General features: G+C 51.4%; 23 protein-coding genes. 13 read left to right on the top strand and 10 right to left on the bottom strand.

Features of this window, described 5'->3' with window-relative positions; translation table 11 throughout:
* Nucleotides 1–167 precede the first annotated feature (167 nt).
* Nucleotides 168–1073 carry a copper amine oxidase N-terminal domain-containing protein gene (locus tag AC1VOR_RS03600; RefSeq protein ID WP_482615901.1) on the top strand — a complete coding sequence of 302 codons (906 nt, stop codon included), beginning with the start codon at nt 168–170 and terminating at the stop codon, nt 1071–1073.
* Between the two features lie 65 nt (nt 1074–1138).
* On the opposite strand, the gene AC1VOR_RS03595 is transcribed toward AC1VOR_RS03600, so the two are convergent.
* A complete protein-coding gene (locus AC1VOR_RS03595; RefSeq protein ID WP_482615900.1) occupies nt 1139–1993 on the bottom strand; it encodes a helix-turn-helix domain-containing protein in 855 nt (284 codons plus the stop codon).
* 153 nt (nt 1994–2146) lie between these two features.
* Between AC1VOR_RS03595 and AC1VOR_RS03590 the strand changes: the two genes are divergently transcribed.
* Nucleotides 2147–2692: a TetR/AcrR family transcriptional regulator gene (locus AC1VOR_RS03590; RefSeq protein ID WP_482615899.1), complete on the top strand. Its 546-nt coding sequence runs from the start codon at nt 2147–2149 to the stop codon at nt 2690–2692.
* Nucleotides 2693–2694: 2 nt separating this feature from the next.
* Nucleotides 2695–3096 (top strand): DMT family transporter, encoded by a 402-nt coding sequence (locus AC1VOR_RS03585; RefSeq protein ID WP_482616392.1) that lies wholly within the window; start codon nt 2695–2697, stop codon nt 3094–3096.
* Nucleotides 3097–3157: 61 nt separating this feature from the next.
* Here AC1VOR_RS03585 and pelA read toward each other — a convergent pair whose 3' ends face one another.
* The 4 genes from pelA to AC1VOR_RS03565 all read right to left on the bottom strand — a co-directional run bounded on the left by pelA (nt 3158) and on the right by AC1VOR_RS03565 (nt 8148).
* Complete coding sequence (pelA, locus tag AC1VOR_RS03580; RefSeq protein ID WP_482615898.1) at nt 3158–4342, bottom strand: pectate lyase; 1185 nt, start codon at nt 4340–4342, stop codon at nt 3158–3160.
* A 313-nt stretch (nt 4343–4655) separates the two neighbouring features.
* Complete coding sequence (locus AC1VOR_RS03575; protein ID WP_482615897.1) at nt 4656–6062, bottom strand: SLC13 family permease; 1407 nt, start codon at nt 6060–6062, stop codon at nt 4656–4658.
* Between the two features lie 9 nt (nt 6063–6071).
* A complete protein-coding gene (locus AC1VOR_RS03570) occupies nt 6072–7058 on the bottom strand; it encodes a hydroxyacid dehydrogenase (protein ID WP_482615896.1) in 987 nt (328 codons plus the stop codon).
* Between the two features lie 229 nt (nt 7059–7287).
* Nucleotides 7288–8148, bottom strand: coding sequence for a MerR family transcriptional regulator (locus tag AC1VOR_RS03565; RefSeq protein WP_482615895.1), 861 nt, complete (start codon nt 8146–8148; stop codon nt 7288–7290).
* 181 nt (nt 8149–8329) lie between these two features.
* Here AC1VOR_RS03565 and AC1VOR_RS03560 point away from each other — a divergent pair, with 181 nt between their 5' ends.
* The 10 genes from AC1VOR_RS03560 to AC1VOR_RS03515 are packed head-to-tail and all read left to right on the top strand — an operon-like array spanning nt 8330 to nt 16463.
* Complete coding sequence (locus tag AC1VOR_RS03560) at nt 8330–8890, top strand: biotin transporter BioY (RefSeq protein WP_482615894.1); 561 nt, start codon at nt 8330–8332, stop codon at nt 8888–8890.
* A gap of 18 nt (nt 8891–8908) precedes the next feature.
* Nucleotides 8909–10408 carry a class I adenylate-forming enzyme family protein gene (locus tag AC1VOR_RS03555; RefSeq protein ID WP_482615893.1) on the top strand — a complete coding sequence of 500 codons (1500 nt, stop codon included), beginning with the start codon at nt 8909–8911 and terminating at the stop codon, nt 10406–10408.
* The gene (locus tag AC1VOR_RS03550) at nt 10405–11556 is read left to right on the top strand and encodes a thiolase family protein (protein WP_482615892.1); all 1152 of its coding nucleotides are present in this window, start codon (nt 10405–10407) and stop codon (nt 11554–11556) included. The genes AC1VOR_RS03555 and AC1VOR_RS03550 overlap by 4 nt, the downstream gene beginning before the upstream one ends.
* Nucleotides 11553–11939 carry an FAS1-like dehydratase domain-containing protein gene (locus AC1VOR_RS03545; RefSeq protein WP_482615891.1) on the top strand — a complete coding sequence of 129 codons (387 nt, stop codon included), beginning with the start codon at nt 11553–11555 and terminating at the stop codon, nt 11937–11939. Before AC1VOR_RS03550 ends, AC1VOR_RS03545 begins: the two co-directional genes overlap by 4 nt.
* A complete protein-coding gene (locus tag AC1VOR_RS03540) occupies nt 11932–12276 on the top strand; it encodes a MaoC family dehydratase (protein WP_482615890.1) in 345 nt (114 codons plus the stop codon). Before AC1VOR_RS03545 ends, AC1VOR_RS03540 begins: the two co-directional genes overlap by 8 nt.
* A 3-nt stretch (nt 12277–12279) precedes the next feature.
* Nucleotides 12280–13131 carry an SDR family NAD(P)-dependent oxidoreductase gene (locus AC1VOR_RS03535; protein ID WP_482615889.1) on the top strand — a complete coding sequence of 284 codons (852 nt, stop codon included), beginning with the start codon at nt 12280–12282 and terminating at the stop codon, nt 13129–13131.
* Entirely contained in the window at nt 13110–13871 is a 762-nt protein-coding gene (locus AC1VOR_RS03530; RefSeq protein WP_482615888.1) for an ATP-binding cassette domain-containing protein, read from the top strand. Before AC1VOR_RS03535 ends, AC1VOR_RS03530 begins: the two co-directional genes overlap by 22 nt.
* Nucleotides 13856–14710 carry an ATP-binding cassette domain-containing protein gene (locus tag AC1VOR_RS03525; RefSeq protein ID WP_482615887.1) on the top strand — a complete coding sequence of 285 codons (855 nt, stop codon included), beginning with the start codon at nt 13856–13858 and terminating at the stop codon, nt 14708–14710. The genes AC1VOR_RS03530 and AC1VOR_RS03525 overlap by 16 nt, the downstream gene beginning before the upstream one ends.
* Entirely contained in the window at nt 14707–15504 is a 798-nt protein-coding gene (locus AC1VOR_RS03520) for an energy-coupling factor transporter transmembrane component T family protein (protein ID WP_482615886.1), read from the top strand. The genes AC1VOR_RS03525 and AC1VOR_RS03520 overlap by 4 nt, the downstream gene beginning before the upstream one ends.
* A complete protein-coding gene (locus AC1VOR_RS03515) occupies nt 15501–16463 on the top strand; it encodes an NAD(P)H-dependent flavin oxidoreductase (protein ID WP_482615885.1) in 963 nt (320 codons plus the stop codon). Before AC1VOR_RS03520 ends, AC1VOR_RS03515 begins: the two co-directional genes overlap by 4 nt.
* Before the next feature lie 258 nt (nt 16464–16721).
* On the opposite strand, the gene AC1VOR_RS03510 is transcribed toward AC1VOR_RS03515, so the two are convergent.
* From AC1VOR_RS03510 to AC1VOR_RS03490, 5 genes are all read right to left on the bottom strand, one after another.
* On the bottom strand, nt 16722–18128 hold the full coding sequence (locus tag AC1VOR_RS03510) for a YfcC family protein (protein WP_482615884.1): 1407 nt from the start codon (nt 18126–18128) through the stop codon (nt 16722–16724).
* Complete coding sequence (locus AC1VOR_RS03505; protein ID WP_482615883.1) at nt 18125–19327, bottom strand: M20 family metallopeptidase; 1203 nt, start codon at nt 19325–19327, stop codon at nt 18125–18127. The genes AC1VOR_RS03510 and AC1VOR_RS03505 overlap by 4 nt, the downstream gene beginning before the upstream one ends.
* A 205-nt stretch (nt 19328–19532) precedes the next feature.
* On the bottom strand, nt 19533–20426 hold the full coding sequence (locus AC1VOR_RS03500; protein WP_482615882.1) for a LysR family transcriptional regulator: 894 nt from the start codon (nt 20424–20426) through the stop codon (nt 19533–19535).
* A gap of 33 nt (nt 20427–20459) precedes the next feature.
* Nucleotides 20460–21623 carry an anaerobic sulfatase maturase gene (locus AC1VOR_RS03495; protein WP_482615881.1) on the bottom strand — a complete coding sequence of 388 codons (1164 nt, stop codon included), beginning with the start codon at nt 21621–21623 and terminating at the stop codon, nt 20460–20462.
* A 31-nt stretch (nt 21624–21654) separates the two neighbouring features.
* Nucleotides 21655–22845: an ROK family protein gene (locus tag AC1VOR_RS03490; protein WP_482615880.1), complete on the bottom strand. Its 1191-nt coding sequence runs from the start codon at nt 22843–22845 to the stop codon at nt 21655–21657.
* Nucleotides 22846–22955 lie beyond the last annotated feature (110 nt).

The raw sequence follows: 22955 nt of genomic DNA, 5'->3' as shown, positions 1-22955 counted from the left end.
GTTGAAATCCATTCGCAAAGGCGACCACTTTGTTTCTCCAAAATTAGAAAAAGCCGAATGTCCCAAAAATATTTTGGGTCATTTCGGTTTTTTTGTTTATATATAATTAGGCAGGAGATTTATATTTATCCATTTGGGATATCGATGTGAAGGAGATGAGGGATTGTATGAGAAAACAAGGCTTGCTAGCATTCTGCATGTTGTTGGCGACAGGGATGTTGTGGAACAGTACGGCCTCCGCGGACAATTCATCGGTGAGTTTGAACATTAATGGGCAAAAGTTAACCAATGAGAAGGCGCTCATTATCAATCAAACAACCATGGTACCGATCCGAACCATCAATGAAATGCCTTTTCTTACCGTGAATTGGGATAACGCAACCAAGACCGTTTCCGTTCAGGATACATTAACGGGGGAGACGCTTAAGCTAACTATTGGGAGCAAGGAGGCGCTGAAAGGAACAGAAAAAATAACGGCCAGTGAAACTCCTCGAATTGTAGATGGTTCGGTGTATGTGCCCTTGCGATTTATTGCGGAGTCTCTGGATACGTTGACGTTCTGGGATGCAACAACTAGAACTGCCGTCGTGTATGAGGCTCCGGGGAATGAGGATACGGAAAGCAACGACCTGGCGGTAGCACGTCAAGCTGTTCTGGAGTTGCCCCGCATTAGCTTGAATGCTCATTTGGGCTCCACTATGGATGTGCGGAACACACTATATTATTTCCCTTACGGTCATGCAAAAAGCTTCTTTACCCAAGAAGGCAACTATATCCGCTATTATGAGGTTCGTGATTATGCGGCATGGCAAGTCTGGGAAGGAGAAGTGACGGACAAGCCATCCGGGGAACCGGACGTGATCAAGAATATCGTTCCGGCTGTAAGTAAGGAATGGGGAGAGCGCCCATCTTATGCGGGAGACTATGTCTACTACTCTCATGGATGGATGGCAGGTACTCTGCACTATGGAATACTTACGGAAGCCGGGGAATACAATGAACTGGACAACGTGAATAACGTGCACGATAAGATTAAGGTCTATCTTATTGCCGACGAGGAACGAGTCGATTGATACCAGCTATTAGAAGAAAGATAAGGGATTGAGAGCGTAATTTACGTTCTCAATCCCTTTTTGAGTTAACTGAAATATTGCTTGCGGAACTGGAACGGCGATATCCCCACATTTTGCTTGAAGCAAGCCGAGAAATAAGGAGTGTAGCGAAAGCCAATTTCCTCAGCGATCCGTTCGATGGACCACTCCGTGGTAATTAACAGCCGCTTGGCCTGTTCCAGACGGAAATCCTGCAAATATTCGAGCGGGGTCCGTCCATATCTCGACTTCATGCAGCGCACAATATAATTGGTGTGAAAATGAAGAGCGGAGGACAGCGCTTCATTGGTTACCTTCTCCCGGTAATGCTCCTGAATATAGGCAGAGGCCCTCTCGGCCAGCCGCGTGGCTGCCAAGCCGGCTTCGCTGCCTTCGCCTTCCTCAAGCATGGATAGCAGATCGGCCAGACAGCGTTGCTCCTGCCAGAACGAGTTCGTCATGGGCACGGCAAGCAACTGCTCCATCAAGGCATAAGCTGCCGCAGGGCTGGCTAGCTGCGTATGCTTGGGCAGTCGTAGCGTATAGGCGTTGTTGAAGGGGCGCGAAAGGGGCGGAGAATCTATTGCTTGGACAAGAAGGTCCGGTTGGACTGGCGGGGCATCATGCTCGAAATGAATCCAGTAAAATATAGTAGCCTGCTCACAAGGCTTTACGGCGTAATGCTCACCGTCAGGTGCAAGCAGCAGGGTATCCCCCTTTTGCAAGGTCCACTCCTGTCCATTCTCCCCAATATGCAATTCACCTTTCACCATAATTAACAGGTCATAAATGCCCAGCTTCTTGCGGTTGGGGTGGCGATCTCCCGGGGAGAATTCTGAACGGCCAGAGCCCAAATAGTAGGGTAACGGCGGAATTTGAAGCTCAACAATATCTGTACTCAATGACCTGCCCTCCATCCCTAAGCTGCTGCTATTCATGAGAAAAGCATATAGTTGAGCGGGACAAGAGTCAATCCAAAATGAAAAGCGGGTTATTTTTCTGCTTGAAAAAAACCGTCCAGACGGTATAATAAATAACTAGAGGGGGTATGATCGGTGAAGTCTAAGAAGGAACAAAAGCGGGAACTGATCTTGAACACGGTGTCTAAGCTTATTCGTGAAGAAGGGATGGAGAAGCTGACTTTGGAGGCTGTAGCCACGAAGGCAGGCATTAGCAAGGGAGGTTTGCTTTATCATTTTCCCAGCAAGGATGCTTTGATTCTGGGGATGATCGAACAACTGTCCGATCGCTTCATCTCTGATTTTAGAAGCAGGGCAGAAGAGGACCCCGACAGCAAGGGCAAGTGGACGCGTTCTTATGTGGACACGTCAGTACAAGAGGAATTCTGTGATTTGTACGTCGGCATATCAGCGGCCCATTTCACCAACCCGGATATGCTTCAGCAGCTTCAAGAGACCTACGTTGAAGTTCAGGAGAAGATGGAGCACGATGACGTGGACCCGGTACGCTCAACGATGGCCCGGTTAGCCATCGATGGTTTATGGTTAGCCGACATGTTCGGACTTGCCTCACCACAAGGAGCGTTCAGACAACAAATTATTGAACATATCAAAGCAAGCATACAGGAGGAGCAACAATGATGATGGCTTATCTATTTCTGGCATTCTCGATCATGCTGGAGCTGCTGGGGACTTCTTTGCTGAAGGCATCGAACGGGTTCACCAGACTTTTCCCCACCTTAGGAACGGTGATTGCGTTTGTCGCCGCCTTTTATTTCCTGTCCATATCGCTCAAGACGCTTCCATTAAATATGACGTATGCCATCTGGTCAGGCGTAGGGACGGTGGCGACGGCGCTTATCTCTATCCTGATCTGGAAGGAGAAGGTGAATGCCGGGAGTGTGGTAGGGATTGGCTTAATTGTGGTTGGGGTGATCGTGCTTAATTTGTTTGGGGCAGGCCATGGCGAAGCTGGGGCCGGAGCCAAGGAGAACAATCCGGTATCCAACGAGGTCGCTATTTCCAAACCCTATGATGAAGCATAAGTGCAAGGATACAAGAACAGAAGGACCGACCGGAGCTTGTAAGCCGGACGGTCCTTGCCTTTTAGCGGGGCAGAGGTCGGGAGAGCTGGTAATAACCGCTGTCCGAGGCTAATTGCAGCAGATCACGGGCATAGGAGCCGGCCCAGGAATATCCATGGCGGCGTTCCTCACTAATTTGCAGGATATCGAAGTATTTCTTGCCATCCCGATCGGCGAAGAAATGGCGGTTGTCCTCTACATTATAGAAGCGGTACCAAATGACGCTGGAGGGATCGCTGATGAAATAATCCGGTCCTTGCCTTACGTATTTAATACCATCTGTTCGGACGGTATCGAACCATTGGAGAGCGGCCTTGGCGGCTCGTTGGATCTCGGTGGTCTGGGATCTGGACATCAGGAAAGCTACAATCCCGACGGATTCGCTGCCGGATTTGGAAGGTAACTCATAGGCGCGGGCAGCTACCGGAGCATAGTTCACAGGGTCATGCTGAGCGCCCCATACCGTTCGGACTCCGTTATTAACAATCTGAGAGCGAAGAATATAATCAATGCTTTTATCCATTGCTGTGCCAAGCTTGCTATACTGCTCATTGGTCAGTAGATTGCTGTTGCTGAAATCCCCTTTCCGTTGGATCATGTCATCTATTAATACGAGGACTCGAACCATAGCATCATCATTGAAGGTGACAGCATCGGAATAGTTACTCCGCTTCGGATAGACTTGGGGGAAGCCGCCGGAGGGATACTGCATACCTGTAATGAAATCTACCGCTTTACGCAAGCTTGTCCGATAAGCATTGTTGCTGGTTTTGTTATACATATAAGCGAGGAAGCGAATTTCCGCAACGGTAGCTTTATTGTCGATTGTGCCTAATTCTACGCCCGAGGCTTTCCAGCCTGATCGGGCTTCTTTGCCGTCCCAAGGCTTCTTGTACTTATCCAGCATATCCTTATAGAAGCCGCCATGGGGCATTTGCCAAGTGATGATATTATTAGCCAAGATGGTATCTTTGGCCAGATCTCCGCTGATAAAATCACTAATATTCCGATGTTTGTTCAAGAGTGAATCCGTATTGACGGCTTGCAGGGAGATATCTGAATTGTAGGTCAGGGAATCGGCTGATTCGGATGGGGAGGTGGGGACGGGGGTGTTGTCTCCACTCGCAAAGCCGACGGGGAGAGCGCCCAGGATAAGTGCGGTCACAAGACAAGGCACGATTAGCTTCTTGAAATGATAGTTCAGCATAGGAATACCTCCTGAAAATGAGATGGGATGTTCATTCCGGCGACAAAAGCAGAAATCGAACCCAAGCTGACTATAGTTTGTAAGCGATTACATAATGATATTAAAAAAGACATCTTTCCTCCTTTCTTATTAAAATCATAGAACTAGAATCATAGACAATAAAATGGAATAAACATCCATTAATGCAAATTAAATATAACCTTTCTGATTTAAAATGTCAATATTAGTATAATGATTATCAAAATGGAAATTCAAACGATAAAAAGCCGCTACATTCCTGGAAAGGAGCGTAGCGGCTTACGAATGAGTTGTCTTATCCAATCAGGCCCAGCCATTGCCAGACGGGTACGCTGACCAGTAGACCGACGATGTTAACGACCATATAAATGACCGATCCCAGCATGGTTTGTTTGGCGGTAGCCATTTTCCCGTCGATCGCATAATACGTCGTCAGGAACGGTGGATTCTGGTATTGCAGAATCCAGATATTCACCGAGGTAATCGTGGCAAAGGCAATGATGAACGGGCTGATATCCGTATTAGCCAGCAGCGGTAGCACAATCAGAATGAAGATGGTCACGGCTGCGGACAAGGAAACGAGCAGGAAGCGAATGGCATAGACCAGCAAGGCCAACACCACGACCAGAATGTAAGGGTTCTGCAACACGGGCTTGATAATTGGCGTTAGTGTGCTGCCGATCCATTGATCAATACCTACTTCCGGAAGCACTGTGCCCAGATTCAAGGCGCAGCCGATAAAGATAATGGCGTTCCAAGGTATTTTATTCTTGAAGTCAGCGACGCTGATGACCTTCAGGCCCACCAGAATAGATACGGCCAGAATGGCTATAACAGCGGAAGAGATCCCCGTCGTCTTCTCCAGCATCCACAGAGCGAGCGTACCCACTAAGACGATGGCGGTGATTTTTTCGTTTTTGCTCATTTTACCCAGGTCTTTAAGCTGGTTGCTCAGGAAGTCTCCAGGTAGCTTGGTATCCTTCTCTGGCTTGAAGAAATGTCGGATGGCAAAATAGCTGCCAACAATAAATACGATGGACCACGGCAAGGCATACAGGAACCAGTTGCCCCAGGTCAATTGCTTCTGAACGGATTCATCCAGCAGCCCACGGCCGACATAGTTCATAAAGGTGGCGCTTAGAAAGATAGGCGAAGCACAGACGAAGCCAAAGAACATGGAGAGGAATAGACCCGCGCTAGGCTTGCTCTTTCTTTCATACCCCATCGTGTCGCTGATGGACAAGCTGAGTGGAGCGGCGATGGAGCCTTTGGCATTGGTGCTAGGAATGGTCGGAGATACGATTAATCCCGCCAGCAGCACAGCCAGACTTTGTCCTCGGAACGTTGTCGGGAAGAATTTCATCACATGTAGAGCAATGCGCTTCATCAATCCCGAGCCACTAACGGCAATCCCGATGCCCAGGCCGCCAATGACCATCCACCAGCTTGTGCCGGAGAATTGGGAGAACGCTACGTTGAACGGAACGACCTTGAGGACAACCCAGGACGCACACATGATCAGCGCAACGGCAAAATCAGGCATGACGTCGGCAATCCAGAATACGATGGCCCCGGCCAAAGTTCCCAATACGATCATGGATGATTGATCCAGCCCTTCAAAGGGAGGAAGAAACGCGATGACGATGGCGAAAAGCAGACCGAGAACCGCGCCGATGATTTTTTTGGTATTTGTATTCTTCAATGGGTTCACCTACTTCTCTAGAACTGCCGGATTAACTACATAGGCAGGTGTCTTACCGGCATGGAAATCAACGATCGCTTGCGCGGCACCGATGGAAAGGTTCTCGATGGCTTCGGCGGTGGTACCCGCAATATGCGGCGTAAGCATAACGTTCTTGGCCGAGAACAACGGGTTAGCCAGCTCTGGTGGCTCAACAGAATACACGTCTACAGCGGCGCCGGCGATGATATCCCGATTCAGCGCTTCTGCCAGATCCGCTTCGTTAACGATCCCCCCGCGGCTGGCGTTAATCAAATAGGCGGAAGGCTTCATTTGTTGCAACGTATCCAAAGTAATCATATTCTTCGTCGTTTCTGTCAAAGGCACATTAATCGTGACGAAGTCGGCCAGCTCGTACAATTCCTGAGCTGTATTCACTTGCGTAACATTCGGATTTGTTGTCTTCACATATTCATCATAGACATAGACCGAGACACCCAAGGATTGGACCAAATCAGCAATGATGCTGCCGATGCTGCCGAACCCGATAATCCCCAGATTTTTGCCTTTGATCTCGCTCCCCCCAACCTTATAGCGGTTGACCAGTCCAGGCAACGAGGCGCCAGGCTCGGACAGCTTCCCTGTTCGGATCAGGTGATCTGCCGGGAAGAAATATCTTCCGAGGGTCATCATTGAAGCCACGATGTATTCCGCCACCGAGTAGGCATTGGCATTCAATACCCGACTCACCAAAATACCGCGTTCTGTAGCTGCTTCCACGTCGATGTTATCCACACCGATACCGTGACGGGAGATAATGGACAAATTCGGTGCTGCTTCAATCACTTCACGAGGCAAGGGACTGGTGCGGACGATCATGCCGTACACGTCCCGGCTCAGGCTAATCAAGGTCTCCGCATCGGTAGAAGGAGAGACGACGACTTCGAATCCTTGTTGCTCCAAAAGGGCCAGCCCTTTAGGGTTAATCGCTTCACATAGCAAAATTTTGGTTGACATAGGAACCCTCCATTACAGTAATATCATGCCGGATTTTCTCACGAAAAAACTTTGTGAAAAAAGTATCAAGCAATTGAAGTGTACTCGCTACACTTACTGTACAGTCAATACAGGCTTTCCAAGAAAAAAGGATGATTTGGATTCCATCAGAACCCAAACCATCCTTTATTTTCCCTTGTTTCAAGGGTTTTATGTTGCTTATACATCATCAATTCATGCCGGTGTACAGTTACTGTATCTGGTTCCTGATGGGAATCCAGGCTTCAAAATAACGATACCGTTCCTTAGCGCTATCGGTCTCTTCAAAGATATTAGCGATGGTGGCAAGCTGCACATCTCCACTCAGTTCGAGCTGATTAAATTGCATGAACTCTTCCACGTAATCAAGGTAGCTCCATTTGACTGAATCATAGGAATCGACCTTGAAAATCGTATAAATACAAGGCTGCGACTCGACGAAAAAAGCCGTAGGAATTTGGTCAAAGCCAAAAAATTCAGCATATTCCTGCTCCAAAGTCAGGTCGCAGTAGGTGGAGATTGGCTGTTCCTGAGTGGCGATATCCAATTGCCTGATGCCCAAGGTATGCCGACATAACGGCATAGCCTCCATGGCGATCTTCCTCGCCAGCGTGCCGTTGCTTGACTTCTCCAAGATATCTTCTTGCAAATGGAGATGGTGCCACCTTGCAGGGCGGACCCGATAGAAGCATTTTTTATAAAATAAAGGAATGGATTGAACCAGTTGCTGAAGCTGCTTCATGCCTTCCAGGCAGTATTGCTTCCGCAGCAGCTCCTTCTCATTTTCGGCAATCTTGCTACCGAGACTGTTTGCCAAATCGTTCATATCATCTTCGTTGAAGATCTTCTCGGTTTCTTCTACGGAGAAGCCCATGTTCTGATACTGCTTGCGAATCATGATCATGTATACGTCATAGGACGCGTAAAGCCGTTCGTTCCTGTGATTCTTCTCACCAGGCAGCACGATGCCAGCCTTGTCGTAATAGCGAATGGTCTGGGGATGCATGCCCAGCATATTTGCGACTTCGCCGATTCGATAGGTAGCCATAAATTTGCGGTCTTTTTGTTCCATAGGTTGCAAGCCCCGCCTTCGTGTATTTAATGGTCATTCTATCACTCTATCCTTGCGGGCAACAAGTAGAAGTACTTCAATGAATCTATTGTTAACCTGGTTTAATAAAAATAGGTTTACAATTGGAGAGAGGCGAAATATAATTCAAAGCATACATTTCGCAATAGGTGGAGGAACAACAATGAAGACAAAAGATTTGGTATACGCTTCGCTATTAGCTGCATTTATTTCCGTATTAGGTATGCTTCCGCCCCTTCCGTTAGGCTTTATCCCTGTTCCCATTACGGCGCAGACACTGGGGGTTATGCTGGCCGGGTCCTTTTTGGGTAGAAAAACGGGGGCGATGAGCCTGCTCTTGTTCATTGTACTTGTAGCTATTGGTCTGCCGGTATTGTCGGGTGGCCGGGGAGGATTCGCTGCGCTGGTGGGTCCGTCGGCCGGGTACATTTTGAGCTTTCCCATTGCCGCTTATGCGATCGGTTGGGCTACGGAAAAAGTGTGGCGTAACCTGAAGACGTGGAAGCTGCTGATCATTCATATCGTATTTGGCGTGCTGCTAGTGAATTTGATCGGCGCTCCTATGATGGCACTGATTACAAATACATCGATCTGGGCAGGGTTGCTGGGCGCAGCCGCGTATCTCCCGGGCGACTTGATCAAGGCGGTGGCCGCTACGCTGATTGCCATGCAGCTTAGAACGGTCAGTCCTATTGAGGACAAAATACATAGCTCAGCATCTTGAGTTTGGAAGTGATGGAACATGAATTTACTATTACCTATACTAAGTCATGCCCAAGTGAAGCCGGATCAAGTAGCTATTTCTCACACGCGGGGGATATTGACGTATTCCGAACTCGTGGAGCGAGTGCACAGGGTAGCTGGCGGCCTGCGAAGGTCTGACGTCTTTGTTGCAGGCGATAAGGTCGCTATTCTATCGAGAAATCGGGTAGAATTTGTTGAGGTGTTTCTAGGTGCCGTTTGTGCAGGGGGAGTACCCGTTGTCCTTGATCCTAAATGGAATGCGGGCGAAGTGACTGCGGTCATTCGGCAATGTGAACCTCGGGTGTTGGTAAGCGACGAGAAACTGGCTTCGATTGGGGAGTGGGTGGACGGTTGCTGTAAGCGTCTTACCTTCTCCCGTGCTGGTGAGCTGCCAGGAAGTTATGATGCATGGTTGGCTGCTCAAGAGCCGCAATCCACGATGGAGGCAGCGAATGAACTGTTGTTCATCGGTTTCACCTCAGGGACAACCGGGATGCCCAAGGGGTATACCCGTACGCATAGCTCGTGGCTTCGGAGCTTTCAGGCTACGGGTGAAGCGTTTGGAATGGACCGTATGGAGGATGTGATGGCTCCCGGGCCCTTGGCCCATTCCATCTCTTTGTTTGCTCTGATGCAGTGTCTGGTTGGCGGCGGGACTTTCCATATGCAGACGCAATTTGCTGCAACGGATGTGCTGGGGCTGTGTGCCAGTATTCCGGGGATGATTCTGTATGTGGTGCCGACTATGATTGATGCGCTGCTTCAGGTGGAAGATGACAATCCATGTACGATTGGAGCATTGATCAGTTCGGGAGGCCTATGGTCTGAGCGATCCAAGGAGCGATGCAGGGAGCGCTTTGCCGGAGCCAGACTCTATGAATATTACGGTTCGTCTGAGGCGAGTTATATCAGCTATGCCGATGTGACGAGCGAGGAACAGCAGCCAGGCTGCTTGGGCCAGCCCTTCAAGGGTGTAGAGGTATCCATTCGCGATGAGGATTTCTGCGAAGTATCACCGGGGGCAGCGGGGTTGCTTTATGTTCGGAGTCCCATGATGTTTGCCGGTTACTATGGGCTAAACGAGGAGACGGAGGCTGTATTTTGCGATGGCTGGCTTCGCACCGGAGATTATGTATGTATGGACGGTAATGGTGCGCTCTATCTAGCGGGACGTTCCCAGAACATGATCAAGACAGGCGGCCTGAAGGTCTTCCCGGAGGAAGTGGAGCAGGTGCTGCGGAACATTCCTTCCATTCAAGAGATCATGGTATTCGGCAAGCCTGATGATCATTGGGGTGAACAGGTCACGGCTATCATTGAATGGCGTGAGGGCTCACCGTGGACCTTGGAGGATATCAGGTCCTACTGCCTTAAGCAGTTAGCCAGTTACAAAATCCCCAAGGAGCTTATTACCGTGGACAGCTTCTGCTATACGAGCAGCGGCAAGGTAGCTCGTCAGCAGATGATCGAGGCGATAGAAGGAGGAATCATCTTATGACAGAGGCAGTCATCGTTATGGCGAAGCGCACCCCTATTGGACGTATGGGTGGAGTGCTCAGCATGCTTGAGCCGGAAAGGTTGCTGGCACCGCTCATCAGACAGCTATGTTCAGATGCGGGATTTGCCCATGACTCCGTGGATGATGTAATCATCGGCAATGTGGTTGGCCCGGGCGGGAATATCGCCCGAGTTGCAGCTCTGGAGGCCGGTCTTCCCGTTAGCGTACCCGGCGTTACGATTGATCGCCAGTGCGGCTCCGGCCTGGAGGCCATTCACATGGCGGCTCGGCTGATTCAAAGCGGTGCCGGTGAAATTTATCTGGCCGGAGGAGTGGAGAGCACGAGCCGGGCGCCATGGCGGATGCGCAAGCCGCAGACGCCAACGGGTATGCCCGAGCTGTACACGCGGGCACCATTTACCCCTGCGGCTTATGGTGATCCGGAGATGGGAATAGCGGCGGAGAATGTGGCTCATGCCTGCGGCATCACCAGGGAGGCTCAGGATTTGTATGCTCTGCGCAGCCATGAGAAGGCAGTGCTGTCTCAGCAGACGGGGCGATTCAAGCAGGAGATTGTGCCGATCCAAGCCGGGGGCAGATGGATTGACGAGGACGAGTGCCCTAGAGCGGATACCAGTCTGGACAAGCTGCAACAGCTCCGGCCTGTATTTCTCGAAGAAGGAACGGTCACAGCCGGGAATGCCTGTCCTATGAATGACGGGGCAGCACTTGTGCTTATCATGTCGGCACAGAAGTGCCGCGAATTGAAGCTGCAGCCGGTATTGCGTGTTGTAGATACGAGGGTGGTCGGAGTAGACCCGCATTATTTGGGACTAGGTCCCGTCCCGGCGTTACGCAGCCTGCTGCAAAGGCAACAGCTAACCGTGGATGACATTGATGTAGTGGAGTTCAATGAAGCTTTTGCTGCTCAGGTGCTGGGTTCCTTGCAGGAACTGGAGATTCCGCTGGAGAAAGTGAATCCTGCTGGAGGTGCACTGGCCCTGGGCCATCCCTACGGGGCATCCGGGGCGATTCTGATAACCCGTCTGTACGCAGAGATGCTACACAAGCCCTTCAAGCGTGGGGTGGCCACGCTAGGTGTCGGCGGCGGATTGGGGATGGCCACCCTGGTGGAGGCTGCTTTATGAACCGAATGGTCTTTCCCTGCTATCTGACAGTCGAAGCTATCAGGGACTATGGGGATAGCATAGAATCTCCTTTGCCGAAGCTGGCTGGTCAACTCATTGCTCCGCCAACGATGCCAATTACCTTCTGGCATACGCATGAGGTACCCTGGCTGCCGAAGGAGAAGGCGTTGATTCATGGCCAGCAGTCTTTTAGCTATGAGGCTCCCTTGAAGGCGGGAGATGTACTGGCTTGCGAGTTGACATTAATGAAACGGGAGACAAAAACAGGCCGTAGCGGCACGTTAACCTTGTATACTCATCGGCTTGAATGTTGGTGTAAGGGTGAGTTAATCGTGACAGCAGACACGGTGTTAATTTCCAGAGAGGGGACAGGAGATGAATAAGGCAGTGAAGATAACGAAGGAAGCCCTGCGGCAATATGCGGTCGCTTCCGGCGATACGTCTGCTATCCATCTTGAGCTTGATGCTGCGAAGCAAGCAGGCTTCGAGCGCCCGATTGCCCACGGCATGTATATGATGGGCTTGGCACATTCCTTGTATTTAAGCCAGCACCCCTCCTTCTGGATCAAATCCTCGCGCATGACCTTCATCCGCCCGCTATTTGTGGATACGTTGGTTTGTTTTGACTACGCCGTTGTGGATGATAAGGTTGAAATTACGGTAGTTGAAAAAAACGGCGACCTCGTAGCCCGGGGTTATCTCACAGTGAGGGAGGCTTGAACGGTGAATAGACCTGATCGGAGAAGGGCTCTCATTACTGGCGCGACTCGGGGAATTGGCCGCAGTCTGGCCCTCCAGCTCGCCCAAAGTGGCTATCTTGTAATCGTGAATGGCCTGCGGTCGCCCGCTATTGAGCTAGTTGTAGAAGAGATACGTACCCAAGGCGGGGAAGCCTTGGGTTATTGCGCCGATGTAGCAGATGCCGCACAGGTGACTGCTATGATGAAGGCTATTGCCGAACAAGCTGGACCGATTGACGTTCTGATTCATAATGCGGGGAATTTGCAGGACCGAAAATGCGCGCAGATGACGAATGAGGAATGGCTGGACGTGCAGAATGTGCATCTGAATGGTGCTTTCTATTGTGTACGGGAAGTGCTGCCCTATATGTCCGGACGCGGTGGGGATATCGTGCTGATGACCTCGACGGCCGGGCTGCAAGGTTCGGTGGGGCAAGTGAATTATAGTGCTGCCAAGGCGGGAATGCTGGGGATGGTCTGGACGCTGGCAGAGGAACTGCGCGGGGAGCGTATCCGGGTGAATGGCGTAGCTCCGGCCGCGCTCACCGATATGACGAGACCGGTAATCGAACATTTGCAGGCCAAGTATGCCCTTCGCAATGAGCCTGTTCCTGAATACTGGAACGTAGGGAGTTCAGAGGAAGTCGCCCGCTTCGTCGACCAACTCCTGAAACAGCCGGATGATCATTTGACGGGTGAGATTTTTGGTGTTAACGGTACAGCGGTGACGTTATGGCAGAAGCCGGTCCAACAATGGACGACAAATGATCCGGCTTTGGCATTTGAGCGCTGGAGACAAGGGGGTGAGGGATCATGCTTGCAATCGAGCAGGTAGATTTTTTTTACCGGGCTGGGCAACCGGTTCTGGAACAGATCAGCTTGACGCTGCGGCCGGGCGAGTTCGTGTCGATCATCGGAGGTAATGGCTCCGGCAAGTCGACGCTGGCTCTTCTGATGGCAGGCCTGCAAGCCCCTAGACAGGGGAGGATTGTACGGGAGGATATGCAGGCAGGCATGGTGTTTCAAAATCCGGACGACCAATTCATTACGACGACCGTGGAGGATGAAATTGTGTTTGGCATGGAGAATATCGGACTATCCCGGCAAGAGATGCACGAGCGCTTGCATGAGGTCTTGCGGGCCGTTCAAATGGAGGAATACAGGCACGCTCAGCCGAACCAGTTGTCTGGAGGCCAGAAGCAGCGGGTAGCCATTGCCGCCGTTCTTGCCATGAGGCCCCAACTGATTATATTCGACGAGGCCACCTCCATGCTGGACCCTCAGGGTCGGCAGCAGATGATGTCCATTATTGGAGAACTGCATGGACAAGGGGTGACTCTCGTGCAGATTACTCACCATATGGAAGAAGCGCTGCATGCCCAGCGGGTTCTGGTCCTCCACGAAGGGCGACTTGTCTTTGACGGACTACCTTCGCAGGCGTTCCGGACACTTCCCTTAGCCGAATACGGGCTACAGCCCCCCTTTGCTGCGCGTATGCAGCATGCGCTTGGTGTTGCCGCTCCGCTTACCCCGGACTGGAAGGAGTTGATTCGCGCGCAATGGCATATGTGTTAGACGAAGTAAGTGTGAGCTATGCTGGACGAACCGCTCTTCGGCAGATAAGCTGCACCCTTCAGGAGGGGAAGTGGATCTCCGTCATCGGAGCCAGTGGGGCCGGTAAATCCACTCTGGCTCATTTGCTAAAAGGGCTTATTCCTGCATTTGAGGGAGCTTACACTCTTCATGGACAGCCTTTACCCCGGGATTCGCGAGGTCAGGCGGCAGTCCTGCCGGAGATCGGTCTGGTATTTCAACATCCCGAGCATCAAATTTTTGAGACAACGGTATATAAGGAGCTTGCTTTTGCCCCTCGTATGCAAGGTTGGTCTTCCTCCCAAATCGAGGAAGCCATTCAGAAGGTGCTACCGCTGGTGGGCTTGGATGAAGCACTGCTGCCCTTGGCTCCTTTTCAGCTAAGCGGGGGGCAGAAACGGCGTGTCGCGTTGGCGTCTGTGCTGATACCTGACCCCAAGCTGCTGATTCTCGATGAACCGACAGCAGGGCTTGACGCATTCGGCCGAGAGAACCTGTTACAAATGCTCCGTACCTGGCAGCAGGGGAATCAGCACACGGTAATATTCATTTCACATCATATGGAGGATGTAGCAGAATATTCGGACGAGGTGATGGTGCTTCATGAGGGAAGGCTTGTGGGACATGAGCAGACTCGCAGCTTGTTTCTTGACCGTTCCGATTTATTACAGCAGGCCGGGCTGCCACAGCCAGAAGCCATACAACTGTTGCATCTCATTGAGGAACTGTCGGGACAACAAATAGAACCGGCTAGCTGCCGGGAGCAGGACATTCTGCACAGCATCATTCCGGTATGGCAGACGAGAGGACTTAAGAGATGAGCAACAGGATGATACTTGGGCAATTCATGGACAGAGATTCGCTGCTTCATCGGCTTGATCCCCGGACAAAGCTGCTTGGCATGTTGCTGGTGATGTTAGGCGTCATGTCTCTACGCTCGCTGGGGCAATACGTGGTAATTACTGTGTTTGTGGTGTTTGTAGTACTCATGTCCAAGGTTTCTTGGATTAGCTATTGGCAAATGCTGCGGCCTTTACGGCTTATTTTGTTGTTTACCTTTCTTTATAACATCATGGCTACACCAGGGACGCATACGATCTGGACCTGGTCCTGGATCATGCTAACCCAAGAGGGAATTTGGGCTGGCGTATCTGTTACCTGGCGCCTTGTGTTATTGATTGTTGCAGCATCGATATTAACGTTAACGACCAAGCCCTTGGTGTTAGCTAGAGGCTTGGAGAGTTTGCTATCCCCTTTGTCCAGATTGCGAGTGCCTATCAGCCAAATTTCCTTGATGGTTGTCATTGCGATTCGCTTCATCCCTACGATTATGGAGGAACTGGAGCGGATTATTTTAGCCCAGAAGGCTCGGGGTTATGATCTAGCTGCGGTGAGAATGCCAAGGCGTCTGCTCGCGTATATTCCTATCGTCATTCCCCTCTTCATGACAACAATTCAGCGTGCTGAGCAGCTAACGATGGCTATAGAGGCGAGGGAGTTTGGGAATGGACAGGGCAGGAGCACGTTCAGACCGCTGACTCTACGGGCACAGGATTTCTGGGCAGGCGGGTGCTTGCTTGTACTGCTATTAATCATTTGGAGGATAAAAGGATGAACTGGAGCACACGTTTGACCCAGCTATTGCGTATCAAATATCCCATTATCCAAGGGGGGCTTGCTTATCTGGGAGATGCAGGCCTGGCAGCGGCCGTGTCCAATGCAGGAGGGTTGGGACAGATTACCGCGATGAGCCTTCCGGATGCCAAGGCCCTGCGCAAGGAAATCGAGCAGGCTCGGGCGCTTACGGACAAGCCCATTGGTGTGAACTTGGCGATGGGCATGCATCATGCCGATTTCCGCGATCGGTTACAAATCATCATGGAAGAGCGGGTTCCGGTCGTCTCTATCACAGGGGGGAATCCAGCCGAGATCTTGCAAATTTTAAGTGCTACCGATATCGCCACCTTGGTGCTGGTATCCTCACGCAGGCAGGCGCAGAAGGCCGAGCAGCTTGGTGCCTCGGCAGTCATTGCGATAGGGCACGAGGGTGGAGGACATCTGGGACGCGATGGCGTAGGCACGATGGTATTGGTTCCCCGTGTGGTAGATGCGGTGCAAATTCCCGTCATTGCAGCCGGAGGAATTGGTGACGGACGTGGCTGGATGGCGGCACAGGCCTTGGGGGCGGAGGGAATCTTGATGGGCACCCGGTTTATCGCGACACAGGAATGTACCGCGGCAGCGGAGTCTTATCAGCATGCCCTGATTGAGAACTCGGAGGCCGATACGGCCATTATCAAGCAATCGATTCAATCTCCAGCCAGGGTACTGCGAAATTCTGTTGCTGAGCGTATTCTGGAGCTGGAGCGCAGCAACCCTGGTTACGACAAGCTGAAACCATGGATTAGCGGGGAAGTCAATAAACGGTGGATTCATGATGGCGATGAGGAAGCGGGCTTCGGCTGGGCCGGTCAGGTAACAGGTCTGATTCAGGATATCCCCACTGTTTCGGAATTGGTCGACCGAATGGTTCAGGAAGCTAGACAAATCAAAAGCGCTTGGGGGAGAGCTTAATCCCCAAGCGCTGGTGGAAAGTTACTATAAAAATTGAATTAAAGTATAGGCATACCAAGCAAGCGAGAAAAATGATTCTGAAGAAGGTCAAAGCTTTCTGCAAGAAAGCTGCATCGGGAAGCATATGCTTGGTCGCCTTTGGGAGTGGATTTCTACTTCATCTGAATTCGTTAATTCAAGAAATCTATGAGCAACAGCGATCGTAAGAACATTTTCTCGTCTGCTTCTTTGCCTAAGGCATGAATTTAACTTATATAGTCAGTATTTGATGATGTTAGCGAAGACGATAAATACCGCACCAATCGCAATCCAGATGCACATGAGGGGCCAGAAGAACTTGACCCACTTCTGATAAGGAATACCGGAGACGGCCAGGCTGCCCATCAGTGCAGAGGAGGTTGGCAGAATCATGTTCGAGATGCCATCTCCCAAATGGAAGGCCAAGACCGTAGTCTGGCGGGTGATGCCAAGCAGGTCGGATAACGGCACCATGATGGGCATAGTAGTCACCGCCATACCGGTTCCTGAGGTGATGAAGATGTTCATGACATTCTGGAAGGCGAACATGCCCAGGACTTGCACAGACCCTGGCAATTCTCCAACGATTCCCGCCAAGCTGTTGACGATCGTGTCGATGACGCGACCCTCGTCCAGTACTATGATGATGCCCCGGGCAAAGCCGATAATGAGGGCACCATAGGTAATGGACTTGGCTCCTTTGACGAATTCGCTGGCGATGCGGCTAGGACCGTATCCGGCGCAGAAGCCGCAGACGATACCCATGCTCAGGAACAGGGCAGCCAATTCCTCGATCCACCACCCCTTCTGTGAGACACCCCAGATCAGAGACCCAAAGCCCAAGACGACAGTGGCGATCGTTAAATAATGCTTGAGTGTCATCGGCGGCAGATTCGAGAAATCCAGGTCCGGCGTGCCGGATTCCTGCTCCAGATGATGTACCAGGCTATGCGCGGCATTGGTCTTGACCTTGGAAGCATAGCGGATAATATACAGGCTAGTTGCGGCAATCAGGCAAATCAGCAGGATGACCCGCAGCCAGGCCCCGGAGAAGAGTGGTACTTCAGCAATAGCCTGAGCCAGTCCGACGTTAAATGGATTCAGAATCCCTGCGGTGAAGCCGCAGGCTGCCCCCAAAGAGATCATGGCAGTTCCCGTCAAGGCATCGAAGCCAAGCGCTCGGGCAATGGCGATGCCGACAGGGACAAACACCATGACTTCTGTAGACATCCCCATAGTGAAGCCGGCTATCGAGAAGAGGGTAATGAAGATCGGAATCACCCATTTCCCCTGATTGGCGAACCTGCGGGCTACCCGGCCTGTGATAGCTTCAATCGTGCCGGTGGAAGAAATAATTTCAAAGGTACCGCCGATAATCAGAATGAAGAAGACAACATCTGCTGAATCGACCAGTCCGTGGACGACAGCCTGAGGCAGGCTGATCAATCCGACAGGGCTGGCCTCAACCGCTTGATAGGAGTCCGGAACAACCAGGGTCTTGCCGGTAACCTCATCCTGGACTCGTTGAAATTCACCTGAAGGGACAACGTAAGTCAGAACTGCTGCCACCAGGGTCAGGAAAATCAAGATAACGTAAGTGTGAGGCATCTTAAACCATTGACGTGATGTGTTAGTCTTCGTGTTCATGTATGAGATGTGCCCCCGTCTTTCTGTGCCTTCCAAGCCTCAAATTCATGTCGTACTTGCTTAAGGGCTTCCGAGTTGCTGCACAGGTCATAGGTAGTCAGCGCTAACGCTTTAGCCGCGCGGTTCAACTCGATCATGCCCTCCTCGGAGCCTGCCAGAGTGGCGAACTCAGGAGTGTGCGTGTTGGCGTTGCCCAGCCGGATATAGGGATGGATTGCCGCGGTCACTTGGCTGACATTGCCGATGTCCGATGATCCAACTCCGCCCTTTTGCGGTGGATCATTCACCTCGATGCCCAATCTCTGCAAGTTGTCGGCAAAGAGCCCGGCCAGCTTCTTGTTATTGTTCCGTTCAGCGTAGATTAGTCCCTCACTGATATCCACCGTTGCACCCGTTCCTTCGGCCGCTGCGCGTACCGCCCGGTAAACCTTGTGCCGGACCTCTTCAAGCTCGTTAACATTGGCCGCGCGCAGAATAAATACAGCTTCAGCGAGTTCCGGGACGACGTTTGGCGCATCCCCGCCTTTGGTGATGATGCCATGAATGCGAACATCATCCTTCATAAATTGTCGTAATGAGTTGATAGATACATAGGCATTCACCAGGGCATCCAGCGCACTGATTCCCTTCTCAGGTGCGGAAGAGGCATGAGCTTGCTTGCCATGGAAAGTGAAGGTCGCATCTACACAGGCAAGAGCGCCCCGTAACACCATCGTTTTGTCCTGAGGGTGGCACATCATGACCGCATCAATCGAATCAAATACCCCATCCTCGCACATGATGATCTTACCACCGCCTTCTTCCTCAGCCGGTGTGCCCAGTACAACTATTTTGCCAGGGAGATCAGGGCAGGAGGCTTTCAGAGACAGTGCAGCACCTACTGCTGCTGTGCCGATCAGATTATGTCCGCAGGCATGTCCGATGCCTGGAAGTGCATCATATTCGGCCAACAAGGCGATGGTTGGACCACCGGGTGTACCTTCCCAGGTTGCCCGGAAGGAGGTAGGCAAGCCGGAAATGCCTTTCTCTACACTGAATCCGGCGTCGATCAATGGCTCGGTTAACCAGCCCTGAGCCTGATGTTCGTGGAAGCTTAGCTCCGGGTGGGCATGAATTCGCTGTGAAATGCTCCGCAGCATTTCATCACGCTCATCGACTGCCTGTATAATATCGTCTTTCTTTGCTTCTGTATTCATCATCGCTTCCCCCATCGTATCCATTATGTTGAGACATATAGCTAACCGGATATCCGCTCTGCATATTTATGCATTTGTCTGAATTAAATAATAAGGTTCTGGGATAGGGATGTACAATTGATATTTTTTTGCACTTATCCAAAAAAATATTTATGGGGAGGAGGACGCAAAAAAAGCCTCGCCTATTGGCGAGGCCAGTCAGGTTAACTTAACTGGAGGGGTGTTCAGCCTTCATAAATTCAATGAAGCGGGCAACGATCGTTAGTTCCAGGGAAGGGGTGCCATACAGCATCCAGGTGTTACGGCGCAGGGCCTCCCCATTCTTGTGATTCAGCTCAAGCGTATACAGGCCATCCTCGGGACGAACAAATACGCCCGGAACAAATGAATATCCAAGTCCATGCTTGACCATCTCCTTACAGGTCTCGTAGGAGTCGACCTGCATGGCGACAAAAGGCGGGACGGCGTAGTGCTCATGCCACCAGGCGTGAATAGTATCCCCAAATCGCGAGGGGGGCTGTCTCATGGCTTTGGCTGTTGGCTGAGCATAACGAATCAGCGGCAGCTCAGGCAGGCTTGGCAGAGAGAGCGGCGTGTCAGCAATCAAACAGATGGGCTCATCATGAAGCAGATAGCTGGCGTCCTTCCAGGCGAAATCCCCGCGCACGATTCCGACATGGATCTCCTGAGCATCGAGCATGCTCAGCACCTCGGGACTCAGCGCACAAGTCACATTGAATTGAACGTCGGGGTATACATCGCGAAATTTCTTCAGCAGGGGAGGGAGTTTATACAAGCCATAATAACTGGCTACTCCCAAGCGGAGCGTTCCCTTCATCTGTCCACCCATGCTAAGCAGCCGATCCTTTAACTGCATCAAATCCTCCCGGGATTTCCGGGCATAGGCAGCTAATGCTTCTCCTTCGGGGGTCAGATAGGTTCCCTTGGCATGCTTCACAATCAGCGGTACGCCAAATTCCCGTTCCATCTGTTGAAGCCGATAAGTTAAAGCCGGTTGGGTCATATAAAGTTTTTCCGATGCTTTGGTCAAGCTTTGCTCTTCGCCTAAATACTGCAAAATGGCGGCGTCCTTGTCATCCACGCGGCCAGGCCCCTTTCTTCCATACCATTGTCATTATCGTAAGTGCCGGGCATACTGCTCGCTGCGCAGCTTCTCACCCAGCTTAAGCATTCGCTCATGTGCATAGGCATAAATCTGCATATAGCTCTCGCAGAAGTAATCTGGTCCCGCTTGGCCTTCCTCTGCATTCCAGCGTCGATTGCGCGGACAACCTCCATAACAAAGACGCTGCCATGGGCAAGAACGACATTTATCGGGAAGTGCGGGCTTCATTTGGTGGAACCGGGCAAAGTTAGGGTGGGACAGCATATCAGCGATGGAATTCTCGGCGACATTACCCACCTTCCACTGCTCGTTAATGAAGAAATCGCAAGGAAAGGCATCTCCGTTCTGCTCCAGTATCAGGCTAGTGGGGCAAGAGGCCTGATGTATGCAATGCTCGGCCTGTCCATTTACATAAACGCTAAGCATATTATCGAAGAAACGCACCGAGACGTCCGGTTGCCCATCCTGATACCAGAGATCAAATATTTCACAGAGGAATTGACCGTATTCCTGCGGGGTAATCTCGTACACGCCGGGCTTGTCCACCTGTTGTGAACGGAAATCCATGCAGGGGATGAACTGAACATAACGGAAGTGCTGCTCACGGTAAAAGTCCATCAGTTCGCGGGCTTTGCCGACGTTCCCTTTATGTACCACCGTTAAAATGTTGAAGTCGACTTCATGCCTCCGCAGATGTTCTATGCCAGCCATCACCCGATTGAAGCTGCCCCTACCGGCAGCATTGACCCGGCGGGCATCATGAATCTCTTGCGGGCCGTCAATACTGACTCCCACTAGAAAGTGGTAGGTCTTGAAGAAGGCCGCCCAGCGATCGTTAATCAGGGTCGCATTCGTCTGCAAGGAATTACTGATTACCGTATGCGGCGGAGCATGCATGGCCTGGCGGGCCACGACCTCCTCGAAGAATTCATAACCTGCGAGCAGGGGCTCGCCCCCCTGCCAGGCAAAGGTAGCGGCCCCGCGGCTATACTGCATATAATCCTGAATAAATTTATCGAGAAGGGCGGAATCGATACGATTGATGCGCGGACCCGTCTTGCCACCGCAGGTGCTGTAATAGCAATAATCACATGCCAAATTGCAATCCTCAGATACGGTCTTCCACATGACGCCTAGCGCGGAATGTCCACTTTGCATACAGCCCATCGACATGGCTTATCCCTCCTTGTTGTCTGGAAACCCATCATTCCCCTGTCCATTGCTGTATAACCATTACTGCGGCCCCGGTAGCTACCGCTTCGTCCGTGAGTGCCCCTTGCGTGAAGACCGGGTTGTATTCAGGATAATGGTACGTATTCTTCTTGGCAATCTCTAGTACGGTATCGAACACGACGGGATGCGCAGTGACGAGCGGGCCGCCCAAAATCACATATTCGGGATGCAGTGCATTGATGAGATTGGAGAGTCCTATGCCGAGATAAGCGGCGGTTTCCGTGAACTGTTCCTTCACCAGCGCATCGCCTTGATTAAGTACATCAACCAGTGTAGCGAAGTTGACTTGTTCGGGAGGCATACCGGACAGCAGACTTTCCCGACCGATCTTGAGTTGGGTACGAACCCGGTCCTCCAGCGCGGGCACGGATACGAAGGCCTCAAGCGCCCCATAATTTCCGCTCTCCCTTAGGCGTGGGCCGTTGGCTTGGATAATCATCTGACCGACGGCTCCTTCCGTATCAGCGGCCCCGCGGAGAATTTGTCCACCGGACATGGCGGCGGAGCGAATGCTGACCCCGGCATGGACATAAAGTGCATGCTGGATATGATTGTCACGCAAGGCCCAATGCTCGCCAATCAGGGCCGTATTGGCCCCGTTGTCCAGCTTGGCCGGAATATGCAGCAGACTTTCCAGCATGCGGCATATCGGCACGTTCTTCCACAATGGGGCCGGGAACCATTCAGGCTCCACGATAATACCCGTCTTCTGGTTCAAGGGGCCAACGGCTCCTATGCCAATGCCCAGAACGGATTCAGTAGAGATACCATGCTGGTCCAGGAACTGCTGAGCCCCTTGAGCAACCAGGCTGACCAGCCGTTCCGGCGTCATCCGCTCATCCATACTCCAGCGGGTGAGGGACAAGGGATTGAGATGCATATCATACAAACCCAGCGTAGAATAAATGCGGGATATTTCCAGTCCAAATACGTATCGGTAGGTTGGATTGGTTTGAAATAGCAACGGCTTTCTGCCGCCGGTTGAATCACCGAGGCCTGAGACAAGAATCAGGCCTTGAGAGGTCATTTCTTCCAATAAGCGTGTCATACTGCTGCTAGTTATAGGAAAATCCTGTAGCAAATCGGCCTTGGAGGCAGTCCCGAGGTAGGAGATATGAGCATACACCTGTTTTTTGAGCGGTGGATTGGGATGAACCATCATAAAATACCTTTCTCCATTTCCAAGTTATTTAGTCGGGATATATTTTTAGTATAGCCGGAGTACCACGTAATTTCCAGTTAATATCATCTGAATAATCAAGATAAATTCAA

It is taken from the genome of Paenibacillus sp. 1SOY10 (assembly GCF_056836745.1).
Note: the sequence above shows the minus strand (reverse complement) of the source record. Positions and strands in the feature narration are given on the sequence as shown.

Excerpts from the sequence above, each read along its gene's own strand:
- AC1VOR_RS03600 (WP_482615901.1), top strand. The coding sequence starts at position 168 with ATGAGAAAACAAGGCTTGCTAGCATTCTGCATGTTGTTGGCGACAGGG.
- AC1VOR_RS03585 (WP_482616392.1), top strand. The coding sequence starts at position 2,695 with ATGGCTTATCTATTTCTGGCATTCTCGATCATGCTGGAGCTGCTGGGG.
- pelA (WP_482615898.1), bottom strand. The coding sequence starts at position 4,342 with ATGCTGAACTATCATTTCAAGAAGCTAATCGTGCCTTGTCTTGTGACC.
- AC1VOR_RS03570 (WP_482615896.1), bottom strand. The coding sequence starts at position 7,058 with ATGTCAACCAAAATTTTGCTATGTGAAGCGATTAACCCTAAAGGGCTG.
- AC1VOR_RS03565 (WP_482615895.1), bottom strand. The coding sequence starts at position 8,148 with ATGGAACAAAAAGACCGCAAATTTATGGCTACCTATCGAATCGGCGAA.
- AC1VOR_RS03560 (WP_482615894.1), top strand. The coding sequence starts at position 8,330 with ATGAAGACAAAAGATTTGGTATACGCTTCGCTATTAGCTGCATTTATT.
- AC1VOR_RS03555 (WP_482615893.1), top strand. The coding sequence starts at position 8,909 with ATGAATTTACTATTACCTATACTAAGTCATGCCCAAGTGAAGCCGGAT.
- AC1VOR_RS03550 (WP_482615892.1), top strand. The coding sequence starts at position 10,405 with ATGACAGAGGCAGTCATCGTTATGGCGAAGCGCACCCCTATTGGACGT.
- AC1VOR_RS03545 (WP_482615891.1), top strand. The coding sequence starts at position 11,553 with ATGAACCGAATGGTCTTTCCCTGCTATCTGACAGTCGAAGCTATCAGG.
- AC1VOR_RS03540 (WP_482615890.1), top strand. The coding sequence starts at position 11,932 with ATGAATAAGGCAGTGAAGATAACGAAGGAAGCCCTGCGGCAATATGCG.
- AC1VOR_RS03530 (WP_482615888.1), top strand. The coding sequence starts at position 13,110 with ATGCTTGCAATCGAGCAGGTAGATTTTTTTTACCGGGCTGGGCAACCG.
- AC1VOR_RS03525 (WP_482615887.1), top strand. The coding sequence starts at position 13,856 with ATGGCATATGTGTTAGACGAAGTAAGTGTGAGCTATGCTGGACGAACC.
- AC1VOR_RS03520 (WP_482615886.1), top strand. The coding sequence starts at position 14,707 with ATGAGCAACAGGATGATACTTGGGCAATTCATGGACAGAGATTCGCTG.
- AC1VOR_RS03515 (WP_482615885.1), top strand. The coding sequence starts at position 15,501 with ATGAACTGGAGCACACGTTTGACCCAGCTATTGCGTATCAAATATCCC.
- AC1VOR_RS03510 (WP_482615884.1), bottom strand. The coding sequence starts at position 18,128 with ATGAACACGAAGACTAACACATCACGTCAATGGTTTAAGATGCCTCAC.
- AC1VOR_RS03505 (WP_482615883.1), bottom strand. The coding sequence starts at position 19,327 with ATGATGAATACAGAAGCAAAGAAAGACGATATTATACAGGCAGTCGAT.
- AC1VOR_RS03495 (WP_482615881.1), bottom strand. The coding sequence starts at position 21,623 with ATGTCGATGGGCTGTATGCAAAGTGGACATTCCGCGCTAGGCGTCATG.
- AC1VOR_RS03490 (WP_482615880.1), bottom strand. The coding sequence starts at position 22,845 with ATGATGGTTCATCCCAATCCACCGCTCAAAAAACAGGTGTATGCTCAT.